The 13,360-nt window shown below is 67.8% G+C and carries 12 protein-coding genes; 7 read left to right on the top strand and 5 right to left on the bottom strand.

Annotation, left to right across the window (positions count from 1 at the left end; all coding sequences use genetic code 11):
- The first annotated feature begins 139 nt into the window (after positions 1-139).
- The 3 genes from ACFWFP_RS13500 to ACFWFP_RS13490 are packed head-to-tail and all read left to right on the top strand — an operon-like array spanning position 140 to position 3,689.
- Complete coding sequence (locus ACFWFP_RS13500; protein ID WP_379295028.1) at positions 140-643, top strand: 2Fe-2S iron-sulfur cluster-binding protein; 504 nt, start codon at positions 140-142, stop codon at positions 641-643.
- On the top strand, positions 640-1,626 hold the full coding sequence (locus ACFWFP_RS13495) for an FAD binding domain-containing protein (protein ID WP_379295027.1): 987 nt from the start codon (positions 640-642) through the stop codon (positions 1,624-1,626). Before ACFWFP_RS13500 ends, ACFWFP_RS13495 begins: the two co-directional genes overlap by 4 nt.
- A complete protein-coding gene (locus ACFWFP_RS13490) occupies positions 1,623-3,689 on the top strand; it encodes a xanthine dehydrogenase family protein molybdopterin-binding subunit (RefSeq protein ID WP_379295026.1) in 2,067 nt (688 codons plus the stop codon). Before ACFWFP_RS13495 ends, ACFWFP_RS13490 begins: the two co-directional genes overlap by 4 nt.
- A 57-nt stretch (positions 3,690-3,746) precedes the next feature.
- On the opposite strand, the gene ACFWFP_RS13485 is transcribed toward ACFWFP_RS13490, so the two are convergent.
- Entirely contained in the window at positions 3,747-4,025 is a 279-nt protein-coding gene (locus tag ACFWFP_RS13485) for a hypothetical protein (protein ID WP_379295025.1), read from the bottom strand.
- 154 nt (positions 4,026-4,179) lie between these two features.
- Here ACFWFP_RS13485 and ACFWFP_RS13480 point away from each other — a divergent pair, with 154 nt between their 5' ends.
- Complete coding sequence (locus ACFWFP_RS13480) at positions 4,180-5,091, top strand: hypothetical protein (RefSeq protein ID WP_379295024.1); 912 nt, start codon at positions 4,180-4,182, stop codon at positions 5,089-5,091.
- 7 nt (positions 5,092-5,098) lie between these two features.
- On the opposite strand, the gene ACFWFP_RS13475 is transcribed toward ACFWFP_RS13480, so the two are convergent.
- From ACFWFP_RS13475 to ACFWFP_RS13465, 3 genes are all read right to left on the bottom strand, one after another.
- Positions 5,099-6,769: a DUF885 domain-containing protein gene (locus tag ACFWFP_RS13475; protein ID WP_379295023.1), complete on the bottom strand. Its 1,671-nt coding sequence runs from the start codon at positions 6,767-6,769 to the stop codon at positions 5,099-5,101.
- A gap of 209 nt (positions 6,770-6,978) precedes the next feature.
- Positions 6,979-7,620, bottom strand: a complete 642-nt coding sequence (locus tag ACFWFP_RS13470; RefSeq protein WP_379295022.1) for a class I SAM-dependent methyltransferase — start codon at positions 7,618-7,620, stop codon at positions 6,979-6,981.
- Between the two features lie 249 nt (positions 7,621-7,869).
- Positions 7,870-8,403 carry a hypothetical protein gene (locus tag ACFWFP_RS13465; RefSeq protein WP_379295021.1) on the bottom strand — a complete coding sequence of 178 codons (534 nt, stop codon included), beginning with the start codon at positions 8,401-8,403 and terminating at the stop codon, positions 7,870-7,872.
- 373 nt (positions 8,404-8,776) lie between these two features.
- Between ACFWFP_RS13465 and ACFWFP_RS13460 the strand changes: the two genes are divergently transcribed.
- Both ACFWFP_RS13460 and ACFWFP_RS13455 read left to right on the top strand, forming a co-directional pair.
- Positions 8,777-9,592, top strand: coding sequence for an NAD(P)H-binding protein (locus ACFWFP_RS13460; protein WP_379295020.1), 816 nt, complete (start codon positions 8,777-8,779; stop codon positions 9,590-9,592).
- A gap of 823 nt (positions 9,593-10,415) precedes the next feature.
- The gene (locus ACFWFP_RS13455; protein ID WP_379295019.1) at positions 10,416-11,249 is read left to right on the top strand and encodes a DUF4129 domain-containing protein; all 834 of its coding nucleotides are present in this window, start codon (positions 10,416-10,418) and stop codon (positions 11,247-11,249) included.
- Positions 11,250-11,256: 7 nt separating this feature from the next.
- On the opposite strand, the gene ACFWFP_RS13450 is transcribed toward ACFWFP_RS13455, so the two are convergent.
- A complete protein-coding gene (locus ACFWFP_RS13450) occupies positions 11,257-11,904 on the bottom strand; it encodes a TetR/AcrR family transcriptional regulator (protein ID WP_379295018.1) in 648 nt (215 codons plus the stop codon).
- 229 nt (positions 11,905-12,133) lie between these two features.
- On the opposite strand from ACFWFP_RS13450, the gene ACFWFP_RS13445 reads away from it, so the two are divergent.
- Positions 12,134-13,342, top strand: coding sequence for an esterase/lipase family protein (locus ACFWFP_RS13445; RefSeq protein ID WP_379295017.1), 1,209 nt, complete (start codon positions 12,134-12,136; stop codon positions 13,340-13,342).
- Positions 13,343-13,360: the final 18 nt, after the last annotated feature.

The following is a 13,360-nucleotide window of genomic DNA, read 5'->3' as shown; positions in this document are numbered from 1 at the left end:
GCGGATGTGGTCGAGGTGCACCGTGTTCGTCGGCCGGATTGGTAGCGTGGCCGATGTACGCACAGCGGTTGCGTATGTGCTGGTAGCGGGCCCGGAAGGGTCTGTGCGGAGTCGGTGCCCCACGACGAGAGGCCGTTCGATGCGAGCGCGGATCACTGTGACCGTCGACGGGCGGACGCGGGTGGTGGACGTCGACACCCGGACCACCCTGTTGGATGCCCTGCGTGAACAACTGGGCGTCACCAGCCCGAAGAAGGGCTGCGATCGCGGGCAATGCGGGTCGTGCACCGTCCTGCTGGACGGTCGCAGGGCGACGTCGTGCCTCGCGCTGGCCGTCGCGCACGACGGGGCGACCATCGTCACCGCCGACGGACTGGCCGACGGTGACGACCTGCATCCGGTCCAGCGGGCATTCCTCGAACACGACGGCTTCCAGTGCGGCTACTGCACGCCGGGCCAGATCTGTTCGGCGGTCGGCATGCTCGACGAGGTGAAAGCGGGCGCCCCGAGTCACGTGACGACGGATCCGACGGGCGAGATCGTGCTGAGCGACGACGAGATCCGGGAACGAATGAGCGGCAACCTGTGTCGCTGCGGGGCGTATCCGAACATCGTCGCGGCGATTCAGGAGGTCGCTCGATGAGGGAATTCGCCTACGAACGCGCCACCGACGCGGGGCAAGCGGTCGCCGCGGTGCTGGCCGAGCCCGACGCCGTATTCCTCGGTGCGGGAACCAATCTCGTCGATCACCTCAAACTCGGGATCATCGCGCCGGGCAAGCTCGTCGATGTCAGCGGGCTGCCGCTCGATCAGGTGACCCAGCTGCCCGACGGCGGTATCCGCATCGGGTCGGCGGTGCGCAATGCCGATCTCGCCGCCCATCCTGCCATCCGGGCGCGGTATCCGATGCTGTCGGCGGCGCTGCTGGCCGGCGCATCCGCCCAGCTGCGCAATCTCGCCACCACCGGCGGAAATCTGTTGCAGCGCACCAGATGTCCCTACTTCCAGGATTCGACTGTGCCGTGCAACAAGCGCGAGCCGGGCAGCGGATGCTCGGCGATCGGCGGATTCGATCGCGACCAGGCCATCCTCGGCGCGTCCGAGCAGTGCATCGCCACCCATCCCTCCGACATGGCGGTGGCGATGGCCGGGCTGGGTGCGGTGGTGCGGGTGCTCGGCGCCGTCGGGGAGCGTGCGATCCCGCTGGTCGACCTCTACCGGCTGCCCGGCGACGAACCCGACCGGGACACGGTCCTCGAGCACGGTGACCTGATCACCGCCGTCGACCTGCCCGCGCTCGAGTGGGCGAGCACCTCCACTTACCGCAAAGTCCGCGATCGTGCGTCGTTCGCGTTCGCCCTGGTCTCGGTGGCGGCTGCCGTCGACATCGCCGACGGCGTGGTGCGGGATGCGCGGATCGCGCTCGGCGGTGTCGCCGCCACACCGTGGCGAGCATTCGCCGCCGAGACCGCACTGCGCGGCCGGGCGGCCACCGAGGAGAACTTCGCCGCCGCGGCGGATACCGAACTCGCCGATGCGCGTGCGCAGCGGCAGAACGGTTTCAAGATCCCCTTGGCGCGCAATGTCATCGTCGCGACCCTGCGCGAGCTGAGTGAGGCGCGATGAACTCACCGGCGGTCGGCAGCTCACCCACCCGGATCGACGGACCGGCCAAACTTCGCGGTGCCGCACCCTACGCGATGGAACATCCGCAACCGGATCCGTTGTACGGGTACGTGATTCAGTCGACGATCATCCGCGGCCGGATCCGCGAGATCGACACCTCGGTGGCCGAGCGGATGGACGGCGTCGTCGCGGTGCTCACCCACCACAACGCTCCCCGGCTGGCCGTCGACGACGACAACGAACTGTTCATTCTGCAGGACGCCGAGATCGCATTTCGCGGGCAGGCGATCGGCGCCGTAGTCGCGACGAGCCTGGAGGTGGCCTGCGAAGCTGCCGCTCAGGTGGGTGTGACCTATGACGAGCGGCCCGCCGACGTCACCCTCGATGCCGAGCTCCACAACCCCGGGGAGGTGAGCGGCGGCTTTCCCGCCGACACCGCGATCGGTGACGTCGACGCAGCCATGGCCATCGCCCCGGTCACTATCGACCACACCTATACCACCGCGATGGTCCACAACAACCCGATGGAACCGCACGCCACCGTCGCGCACTGGACCGACGACACCCTGACGCTGTTCGACTCCACGCAGGGCCCGCATGTGGTGCGCGCCCAGCTCGCGCCCCTGTTCGGCTTGGCGCCCGAGCGGGTGCGGGTGATCGCGCCCTTCGTCGGCGGTGGCTTCGGGTCCAAGGGCGAACCGCACGCCAATATCGTGCTCGCCGCGATGGCAGCGAAACTCTGCGACGGGCGGCCCGTGAAACTGCCGCTGACCAGGCAGCAACTGTTCTCCCTCGCCGGTTATCGGACACCGACCAGCCAGCGGATCCGGCTCGGCGCGCACCGCGACGGCACCTTGACCGCGATCGCCCACGACGCGATCGCGCAGGCCTCCGTGGTGAAGGAATTCGCCGAACAGACCGCCGTGGTCACCCGCGTGATGTATTCGGCGGCCAACCGATCGACCTCGCACCGTTTCGCGGCACTGAATGTTCCCGTCTCGTCGTGGATGCGGGCGCCCGGGCACTGTCCGGGCATGTACGCCGCGGAGACGGCGATGGACGAACTCGCGGTGGCCCTCGGCATGGACCCGATCGCCTTGCGTATCCACAACGAACCCGAGGTCGACCCGGAATCGGGGCGCCCGTTCTCCACCCGGGGGCTGATCGAATGCCTGCAGACCGGGGCGCGGCGCTTCGGCTGGGCGGAGCGCGACCCGGCGCCGAAGTCGCGACGCGAAGGCCGATGGCTGATCGGATCCGGGGTCGCCGCGGCGACCTACCCGGCCGACACCGCCTCGGGCAACAGCGCCCGCGTGCGCTACCTCGGCGACCGCTACGAAGTCGCCATCGACGCCGTCGATATCGGCACCGGCACCTGGACCTCCCTCGGCCAGATCGCCGCCGACGCGCTCGGTGTCGACTCGGACCGAATCGAGCTGCGCATCGGCGACTCCGATCTCCCCAAGGGGACGGTCGCGGGCGGTTCGACCGGTATGGCGTCCTGGGGCTCGGCCGTAGTGGCGGCCGCGCTGGCCTTCCGCGACCGATTCGGCCCGGCGCCCGCCGACGGCGCCGAGATCACGGTCGAGGCCCCCGAATACCCAGGGCGAGAGAACTTTTCGACCCATGCGTTCGGTGCGCACTTCGTCGAGGTCCGCGTGCACACCGACACCGCCGAGATCCGGGTTCCGCGCGTGGTCAGCGTCTTCGGCGCGGGCCGCATCATCAATCCGCGGATGGCCCGTTCACAATTCCTCGGCGCCGTCACCATGGGTCTGTCCATGGCACTGTTCGAACAGAGCGAGTTCGATCCGCGCCTGGGCGCCGTGATCAACCACGACCTCGCCGGATACCACATCCCGGTCAACGCCGATATCGGCGACATCGACGTCAGCTGGATCGATGAACACGATCCGCATCTGAACCCGATGGGCAGCAAGGGAATCGGCGAGATCGGCATCGTCGGCTCGGCGGCCGCGGTGGGCAACGCGATCTACCACGCCACCGGCGTCCGCGTCCGCCACGTGCCCATCCACCTCGAAGACCTGCTCGGCGCCCTCTGATCAGCAGCGGGTCGGCGCGGGTTCGCCGCGGTGGCCCGGTCGAGGGTCCGATAAAGCTCACACGCCGGGTAGCTGTTTCGCGTCGGCCGGTACGTTCATGAATGCCGAAATGACGTGATCGCTGAGGTAGAGCCTTAATTCTGAACGCCACTCGGCGGGGATACCCGCCGGGACCATGTCGAGTGCGTCTTCGACCTCCTCCCATATTCGGGGAAAGGGGATTCCGTTGCGCGAGCAGGATTCGACGGCGACCATCAGCTGTTGGGTCAGGCAATCCATGTGTACCGTCGGTGTCACAGTGAATCCCGTTTCGAGTAGCAGCTCGAGATCGTCCATTGTTTTCCCCTTACCGGTGTCGCACCCCTGCTGTGCGCTCAACGTAGGTGACCGATTCACGGTGTGGGAAATCGTGCGGGGGTTACTGGTGGTTCAGATATCTTTCGGCTGCCGGCTTGTGATCCGCACCGACCGGCCGGTGTAGGTTCGACCGATGACCTCCACGGCCCTGTACTGCGGCACTCGCTGGGACGAGCAGGGTCGATGGTTCTACGAGCTGCTCGGTGACGACGGGACCACCGAGCTGCTGCCCGGCATCGGCACACGGCTGGCGTTCCGGATCACCGATTCGAGTCGATTCTGCTTGGGCTACAACGGGTTCGGTGGCGGTCGTCGCGGACGGCTCGTCTGTCCCCGGCGCGCACGGGTCGACGCCGGGCGCCAGTGCGAGCAGTGCCGGATCACCGAGGGATGGTCGGTGGTGCACAGCCACCGGGGTCCGCTCACGGCCTTGCCCGAACAGGTCCGCGACTACATGTCGCAGCCACACCATCTCTACATCGCCTATTTCGGGGACGGGATGACCAAGGTCGGTACGGCCTCGGCGTCGCGGCGCAATCGCCGTCTCTTCGAGCAGGGTGCGCTGGTCGCCCGGTTCATCACCGATTCCCCGGACGGACTGCACGTGCGAGATCTGGAACGGACGGTGACCGAGCGAGCCGGGATCGGGCAGGCGGTCGCCGGTATCACCAAGACCCGCATCCTCACGAAACCGCTGCGCCCCTGGGCGGTGCTGGAATCGGCGGTCGCCGACGCGGCCGAGCACGCCGCGGGCGCATTGCCCGGCGACATCACGCGCACCGATATCGCCTGGTCGGGCGGGCGGGACTTCTACGCCACGATCCAGGCTCACGGCCGATTCCCGGTTGCCACCGAAATCGCCGGGGAGCCGGGCGAATACGTCCTCGACGCGGTGACCGCGCACGGCCACACCATCGCCTGCCGGGACACCGCGGGTGCGAGCGAACTCGTATTGGTCAACGACACCCGCCTCGTCGGTCGCCGCATCGAACTCGACTCCACGATCACGGCGACGCCGGAACCCGCGCAGACCAGCCTGTTCTGAAGGCCCCTCACTCCATGGCGGCGAGTTGCGCCCGCATCGTATCCAGTCCCATGCCGCCCAATCGTAAAGCGCGGGTGTGGAATCGCCGCATATCGAACGACGCTCCCGCGCGCGCACGGGCTTCCTCGCGAGCCGTCAGCCACAGGCGTTCACCGATCTTGTAGGCGGGTGCCTGCCCGGGCCAGCCCAGGTAGCGGTCGATCTCGTCGCGCGCGGTGGCTTCGTCCTCGAGGGTCCGCGTCAGCAGGAACTCCAGACCGAGATCGGGAGTCCACCGCTCGCCCTCGTGGAAGTCGGCGCCGGCCGGAATCTCCCATTCGAGGTGCATCCCGATATCCACGATCACTCGGGCGGCGCGGAACAGTTGCTGCGAGAGCATGCCGAACAGGTCGCCGTCGTCGTCGAGGTAGCCGAGTTCCTGCATGAGGCGTTCGGCGTAGAGCGCCCACCCCTCACCGTGCCCGGAGGTGAACGACATCAACCGCTGGTAGGTGTTCAGCGCATCCGCCTCGTACACCGCGGTCGCGATCTGGAGGTGATGGCCCGGCACGCCCTCGTGATAGACCGTGCTCACCTCGCGCCAGGTCGTGAAATCCTCTTTGTCCGGCTCCACTGACCAGGTCATGCGACCGGGACGACTGAAATCGGCGGTCGGGCCGATGTAGTACGCGCCGACCACCCCACCCGGCGGGGCGATGGTGCACTCCAGTCGCATGAGCTCGTCGGGGATCTCGAAGTGCTCGCCGCGCAACGATCCCAGCGCTCGGTCGGACACCTTCTGCAGCCAGGCCCGGAGTCCGTCCCGCCCGCGCACCCGGTATTTCGGGTCGGCGTCGAGCACTGCCGCGGTCTCGGTGAGGGAAGCGCCCGGTGCGATGCGGGCGGCGACGGCGAACATCTCGGCCTCGAGCCGAGCGAATTCCGCCCAGCCCCAGTCGTAGGCTTCCCGCAGGTCGAGGTCGGCCCCGGTGAAATAGCGCGACCAGAGCCGGTAGGTCTGCTCGCCCACCGCGTCCTTGGCCGGCGCGTTCGGCACGAGCTCGGCGCGCAGGAACTCGGCGAGAGCCGCATAGGCGTGTTCGGCCGCCTGCGCGCCCTGCCGCAATCGCGTCAGCGGCGCGCCGTCGACACCTTCCGCGGCGGCGACGAAAGTGGTGAAGAACCCGGTGTTCGCGCCGGAACCCGCCCAGATGTCCGCCTGCTCGGCGACCTTGATGATCTGGCGCAGCGCACTGACCTGCCCGCGCTCCGCCGCGACCAGCAGCGAAGCCCGCAGGCCTGCCAGCGCTTCCGGTACTCCCGCGAGCCGCTCGGCGATCACCGTCCAGTCCGCGGCCGTCTCGGCGGGCATCACGTCGAACACCATCCGGATGTGCTGTACCGGACTTTCGATCACATTGAGGGCGGCGAGGGGCAGTTTGGCGTCATGGATCTCCACGTCGAGCCCGACGCGCTCGGTGAACACGGCTTTCGCCACCCGTTCGCCGTCGTCGACAGGTTGTGCGGCAAGCATGGCGTGCACCGCGTTTCGCGCGATCCGCGCCCGAATCTCGTGTCCGGCAGGCGAATAGTCGGTCAGGCGATCGTCGTGTCCCGCGATGCCGAACATGGTCGCCGTCACCGGATCAGCGGCCGCGTAGTCCTCGACGAATCGATCACAGATCTCATCCACACCCATGCGGACACGCTAACGGCCATCGGCCGCCGACGGGCGACCAACGATCGCGAGCACGGACGCTACGGTGCGAGCGCGCGCAGCTCGGTGAGGTCGACGCCGCGCCCATCGCCGCGCGCATCGTCGGGTCATCGCAAGTGGTCGGCTCGGCCATCGCCTCGTCCACCGTTGTTTCGGGCACCTGCGCCCGGCCTACTGCTCGTTGGAGACCATCATGCGTCGGGCCGGGTCGAGGTGCTGGGGCCGGGTGCGCGGGAGAACACCGCGACCAGGAAGTCGGAGTCGTCGGTGAAGGGCCGAAGATCCCAGGTCGACAGCAGCAGGTCGACGGTGAGCCCGGCGGATCCGGCGTCGGTCAGGAACTCGGCGAACTCGTAGCCGCGGTCCGCGCCGAACCCGATGATCGCCCGCCCGCCCGGCGCGAGGTGCCCGGCGAACCCCGCCAGCACCGCCGACCGGGTGGACGGAGCCAGGAAGGTCATCACATTGCCCGCGCACACGATGGCGTCGAAGTCGGCGACCGGCAGGTCCAGTTCGGCGAGATCGCCGACCAGCCACGTCGGACCGGGGTGGTCCGCGCGCGCCGCGTCGATCAGCACCGGGTCGACGTCGACCCCCACCACCGTGTGCCCCACCTCGTGCAGGTATCCGCCGGTCCGCCCCGGCCCGCACCCCGCGTCGAGCACTCGGCTGCCACGCCCGAGCATCGCGTCGATCATCCGCGCCTCACCCACGATGTCGGTCCCCTGCGCGGCGAGCGCTCGGAACCGCTCCACATACCGACTCGAATGCGCCGGATCCGCGGCGGTGATGTCCTCCCAGCCACTGGGGGTGCGCTCGTTCGACGCGTTCATGATCGCTGCCTCTCCTCGGTTCGTTCGCGTTGACGACCCTAGAGGCTCGGCCCGGACACGGTCCGCAGGCCTGGCGCGGTCGAACTCGTCGCCGACGGCTCCATCGGACCCGGGGACGGCCGAGGATGCAGGCCGGAGGAGCGCAAGCTGCGCATCAGGGGGAAGCCGGCTCGGTAGCAGGAGGCGCATCACCTGAGCTGACGCCGCGCGTGGTGGCCGACCGCGCGGGCCGGCCACCACGCTGTGCCGCTACGGCGTGGAGTAGCCGATGAGGGCGCCGATGCCCGCACCGATCGGGATGGTCACCAGTGCGCCGACTCCGCCGAGGAAGAAGCCGAGCACCGCGCCGATGCCGGCGCCGATGAGCGCGCCGATGCCCGCGTTGTGCTGCTTGCGGGCCTCGGTGTCGCCGGCCGCGTCGACGAATTCGGCCATGTTGGCGGTGACGACGGCCGGTGCGGCGGCGGGGGTCAGCGTCGCTGACCTGCCGTCGGCGGAGATGCCCGCGACCAGGTCGAAATCGCCTGCTCCGGTGACGATGCGGGTCGGCACGGCCGCGACCACGTTGCCCTCCCGGTTCGTGAGGGTGACCGCACCGCCGACGACACGGAAGGTGCCGTCCGGAGCGGACACGGTGAGCCCGGAGCCATCGGCCAGCGGACTCGCGGTGAACGCCACGCCCCTGTCGACACCCTGCACGATCGGAGCCGCGGCCGATGGTGCGGCCTGCGCGGTGGTGGTGGCCGCGAGGCCGACAGCTCCTGCCGCGAGAACGGCGATCACGCCGAATCGTTGTGCGCCCGAACTTGTTCGAGACGAGAAATGCATCCTGCCCCTCCAGTCTGCCCGCCAGATCCGGCGGAACATCCTCTGCCGGACCGGATCTCGGTCCGAGGACATTTTCGCATCGACGGCGATTCGGTGGAACCCACCAGCGGTGATACCGGAAAAACATCATCACTTCGACATAAACAGCGAATTACATTGCCACACCGTAGATATCGGTACGGTTACCGGAAATTTTCCGGTGCCATGGGCCGCTCCGCGCTGCGGGGCTTCGAACCCGCCTGCGATCTCGCCCGAAATTGCTATGGGCGCCGCTCGGATTTCGTTGGCAGGATCGAGTTGTTCACCGAACCGAGACGGAGGGAAACCGATGACAATCCTGGTTACCGGGGCGACGGCCAATATCGGGCGCATGGTCGTGGACCAGCTGATCGCGCGCGGGGCGACCGACATTCGCGCGCTGACCATCAACCCGGCCGAGGCGGCGCTGCCCGCCGGTGTTCAGGTGGCGCGGGGGCATCTGGGACGGCCTGCCGGTGTGGCCGCGGCGCTCGAGGGCGTCGACCGGATGTATCTCGCACCTTCACCGGACAACGTCACCGCGGTGCTCGAGCTGGCGCGGGCGGCTGGGGTGCGGCACGTCGTCGATCTGTCGGGTGAGCCCGAAAGCTGGTGGGGCAGTGTGTGTAACGCGGTTGAGGACAGCGGCTTGGACTGGACTCATCTGTGGCCCGCCGACTTCATGGAGAACACCCTGACGTGGTCTCGGCAGATTCGTGAAACCGGTGCTGTCCATGAGCCGCACCCCGGCACCGCCAGTGCGCCCATCGCCATGAACGACATCGCCGCCGTAGCCGCGATCGCCCTGCTGGAGGACGGTCACCTCGGCCGCGCCCACTCCCTCGTGGGCCCGGAGATCCTCACTCGCGCAGCCCTGGTCGCACACCTCGCCGACGCTCTCGGCCGCGACATCGCCTTCCGTATCTCCACCCGCGAGGAAACCATCACCGCGCTACAACCCACCATGGGCGACAACACCGCCTGGTATGTCGACAACGTCCTGCTCGACTTCGCCCCGCCGCCGGAATCCCTGCCCACCACCAGCGTCGAAGACATCACCGGACACCCCGCCACCACGTTCGATCGCTGGGCGCACGCGAACGCCGCGCGCTTTCTCGCCGACTGACCCACCGGGCCGCGGCGGCGACAGGGGAAGACCGGTCACGGAAACGATGCGAAGGTACCGGGCGGCGTGCACACTGGTCGGGTATCCGATTGCAGCGCTTGGTTTTCCGGGAGGGGGTCCGGTGAGCACTGTCCTTCTCGCCGTACACGACGCTGTGGGCCCCGTGCTCGCACAGGCTCCGACGCCCGAGCCGCCGCCGGGGTCCGCGAGATTTCTGCAACTCGGCCGCTACCTGTCGTGGCTGGCGCTCCTGCTGTTCCCGGTGCTCGTGATCATCGTGATCATCGTGATCGTGCGGGTAACGCGGTCGCGCCGTACCGAGCCGCGCCCGGCACCGCCTCCGGTCGCGGCGCCTCCGATCTCCGCGACACCTCCGCCACCGCGCCCGCTTCGAGGTGGATGGCATCACGTTGCCGATCCGTCGAGCCCGGACCGATCGAGTGCCGTGCCCGACCTCCCACTCCCGGGGGCAGACGGGTGGCCCCCACCGGATCCCTCGGTGTGGGGACGCCCCGAGCGGGGATGACCGCACCGAGATATTCGTTGCCTCGCGGTAGGAAATGTTGCCGGAGACAAGGAATCAGCGGGTGCTGAGGGAGTTCGACCAAATCTTGTGCGGTCGGTTCCTGACGGCCGGGGGAAATGCCACTATGTGGGCATTTCGGGTGGCTTCCAGGGGTTCGGCGGTAGGGCTGTGGGAAAAATATCGGCGCCAATAGGTCGTTTGGTCGCGGCGGTCGTTTTGATTGTCGCGGCGATTATCGCGCTGCACGGGCATTTACCTGGGACCGTTGTTCCCAGTGAAACCGGCGGGACGTCGCCGGTGGCTGTCGCGTTGATGCCGGTATTGCTGCTGGTGTCGGTGGTGATCTTGCTCGCGGGCGTCATCGTCAGTCAGCACCGGCTGCCCTTGGCGATGCCCGCCGTCGAGCACGGGCTGCGCGTTCGTCTGTCGTTCAAGCGTTTCGCGGTGCTGGCCCCGATCGCGCTCAGTACCGTCGCGCTGACGTTCGCGGTCGGTATCACCATGCTGTTCGTTCTGCCCGGCGCACGGCGTCAGCCGGCACCGGTCGCCTCGGTGACACCGGCGCAAGCGGGACAGCCCGGTGTGCCCGCCGCCGCCGATGTGCAGGTGGTCGATTCGGCGGTCGATTCGGTGCGGCTGAGTGGGATGGCGTTGCTGGGAGCCGCGGGCCTGGCGATCGTGCTGATCGGCATCGCGGCGGCCGGACTCGTCGGCGTCACCGTCGCCGGGCGGACGCCGCTGGTCGACAGCGTGGAACTGAGCGAGGAGGAGGTCTCGAACACGGTCGACTCGCTGACCAGGGCCGCCGAGATGGGATTGGCCGCGATGAACGCGCCCGGTCAGGACGCGCGGACCGCGGTGATCGCCTGCTATGTGGCCATGGAGGCCGGGTTGGCCGCGGATCGTGCCGCGGCGCCGTTGATCTCGGATACGCCGAGGGAAGTGCTGGAGCGGGCTTTCGACAGTGGCGTCCTGCACGACGACGGCGCCCATGAACTGGTCGCGCTCTTCGAGGAGGCCAGGTTCAGTCCGCACGCGATGCTGGGCTGGCAGCGTATCCGCGCCGAACAACTGCTGCGGCTGGTACTCGCCGACCTCCAGTCCCGCGACGAGGTAGCGGTAACCGTGTAGCCCGGCGCTATTCGCGGTCCCGCATCTCGCCGTACAGCCAGGTGCCGATCATCCGCGCGGTCATGGCGATGGCGGCGGCGCGGTCGCCGTCGGCCACGCCGTCAGCCGAGGCGCGCACGACCGCGGCGAATCCGGTATTGACCAGAACCCAGGACATCATGTCGTTGTCACGGTCGTCACCGGGTCCGAGGAACTGGATCACGATGAGCTTCACCAGCATTCGCAATCGCGGTTCGAATTCGGGTAGCCCGCTGCTGTAGAACTGCACGCTGCCGACGAGCGCGCGAACCAGATCCGACTTCGCGATCAGCACTTCGGCGAAGACGTCGAGTATCTCCGATGCGATGGCGACATAGTCGTCACTGCTCTTCGGCGACGTCGCTACGGGCAAGCTGAAGACACGTTGGGTGAACTCCTGCTCGACATCGGCGATGAGCCGATCGAGGAGTTCGTCGACGAGAAAGGACCGCTCCGGAAAGTATCGGTACAGCGTTCCGATACTGACGTTCGCCCGCGCCGCGATGACGTTGGTGGAGGTGCTGTCGATTCCCCGCTGCCCGAACAGCTCTGCGGCGGTGTCGAGAATGTGTTCCCGGGTCGCCTTCGCCCGCTCTTGCTTCGGCCGGATTCGCCGGTCGACGGCTTTCGGTGGCATCGATGTTCCTTTCAGCGATCTGCTGCACTGATTCTCGTGGAAAACATTCCGAAAGCCGGCCCGCATCGCGCGGAATAATATTTCCTGTGCGCGGCCATGGGGTCCGCAACAGTGAATGGTGAGGTGCACACACCTGGCCCGAAGCTGTTTTCGTGCGGGTTGTTCCGGCCTACGTTCGGGGCGGCTTACGAGCCGATTCCTTTTTCGCATTCGGAAAGGCAGACCTTGCATGACCATTACTCGTGGCCGCACACGCTCGGTGCGTGCGGCAATACTGATGGGCGTCAGCGTTGTTGCTGTCGCCCTCTCCGGGGCGGGGGCGGCGGCTGACCCGGTGTCCGAACCCACCGAACAGCAGCTGGCCGAAATCATCTACCAGGGCCGCGATGTGGCCTGGGGGACCGATGGCGGGCTCGGCGGCACGGGTTCGGCCTGTACCTCCGGCAGCGGTGCGGGCTCGGGTAACGGCTCCGGCGACTGCCTCGGTGGTTCCGGCTCCAGCTCGGGTTCCTCGGGCGGCTATTCCTCCGACCCGGGCGCTATCGGCCCCGCGTCGACGGCGTTCCTGCCCGCGTTCGGGTACGGCCTGCTCAACCCCGACGCGGGTGCCCCGGGCACCAACGACTGGAACTGCAAGCCGACCGCGCAGCATCCTCGCCCTGTCGTGCTGCTGCACGGCACCTGGATGAACGCCTACAACGGTTACGCCTACATGGGTCAGCCGATCAAGGACGCCGGCTACTGCACGTTCACGTTCAACTACGGCCGGTCCAATATCGTCGAAGGCGGCGGGCTCGGTTCGTTCCTGCCCGGCGTGATGGGCACCGGCTACATTCAGGATTCGGCGAAGCAGACCGCGGCGTTCGTCGATCGGGTGCTGGCCGCGACCGGCTCCGACGAGGTCGACATCATCGCGCACTCCCAGGGTGGGTCGATGGCGAACTGGTACACCAAGTTCGAGGGTGGCGCGGCCAAGGTCAACAAGCTGATCACCTTCGGCGCCACCCACCACGGCACCAGCCTCGACGGCATCGGCGCCCTGGGGCGCATGGTCAACAACCTGGGTATCGATGTGCTGGGTCCGATCGAGATCTTCGTCGGGCACGCCGGTATCCAGCAGACCGTCGGCTCGGATTTCGTCAAGACGCTCAACGCCAACGGTGACACCGTTCCCGGTGTCGACTACACCGTGGTCGGCACGCGCTACGACGAGGTGACGAACCCGTACGAGCTGACGTTCCTCGACCAGGGCCCCGGCTCGACGGTCAACAACGTTGTGCTGCAAGAAGGCTGCGAGCAGGACATCTCCGATCACTTGACGATGATGTACTCGCCGCGTGCTCTGTCGATCGCGTTGCGCGCGCTCGATCCGGTGCAGAACCCGCAGTTGACCTGCACGTTCAACCCGTGGCTGATCGGGGGTGGCGGTTCCCTGTAGACGAGGACACGATTCGGG

The organism is Nocardia sp. NPDC060249 (assembly GCF_042728755.1).
Lineage (GTDB): Bacteria > Actinomycetota > Actinomycetes > Mycobacteriales > Mycobacteriaceae > Nocardia.
Note: the sequence above shows the minus strand (reverse complement) of the source record. Positions and strands in the feature narration are given on the sequence as shown.

Excerpts from the sequence above, each read along its gene's own strand:
- ACFWFP_RS13500 (WP_379295028.1), top strand. The coding sequence starts at position 140 with ATGCGAGCGCGGATCACTGTGACCGTCGACGGGCGGACGCGGGTGGTG.
- ACFWFP_RS13495 (WP_379295027.1), top strand. The coding sequence starts at position 640 with ATGAGGGAATTCGCCTACGAACGCGCCACCGACGCGGGGCAAGCGGTC.
- ACFWFP_RS13490 (WP_379295026.1), top strand. The coding sequence starts at position 1,623 with ATGAACTCACCGGCGGTCGGCAGCTCACCCACCCGGATCGACGGACCG.
- ACFWFP_RS13485 (WP_379295025.1), bottom strand. The coding sequence starts at position 4,025 with ATGGACGATCTCGAGCTGCTACTCGAAACGGGATTCACTGTGACACCG.
- ACFWFP_RS13480 (WP_379295024.1), top strand. The coding sequence starts at position 4,180 with ATGACCTCCACGGCCCTGTACTGCGGCACTCGCTGGGACGAGCAGGGT.
- ACFWFP_RS13475 (WP_379295023.1), bottom strand. The coding sequence starts at position 6,769 with ATGGGTGTGGATGAGATCTGTGATCGATTCGTCGAGGACTACGCGGCC.
- ACFWFP_RS13470 (WP_379295022.1), bottom strand. The coding sequence starts at position 7,620 with ATGAACGCGTCGAACGAGCGCACCCCCAGTGGCTGGGAGGACATCACC.
- ACFWFP_RS13460 (WP_379295020.1), top strand. The coding sequence starts at position 8,777 with ATGACAATCCTGGTTACCGGGGCGACGGCCAATATCGGGCGCATGGTC.
- ACFWFP_RS13450 (WP_379295018.1), bottom strand. The coding sequence starts at position 11,904 with ATGCCACCGAAAGCCGTCGACCGGCGAATCCGGCCGAAGCAAGAGCGG.
- ACFWFP_RS13445 (WP_379295017.1), top strand. The coding sequence starts at position 12,134 with ATGACCATTACTCGTGGCCGCACACGCTCGGTGCGTGCGGCAATACTG.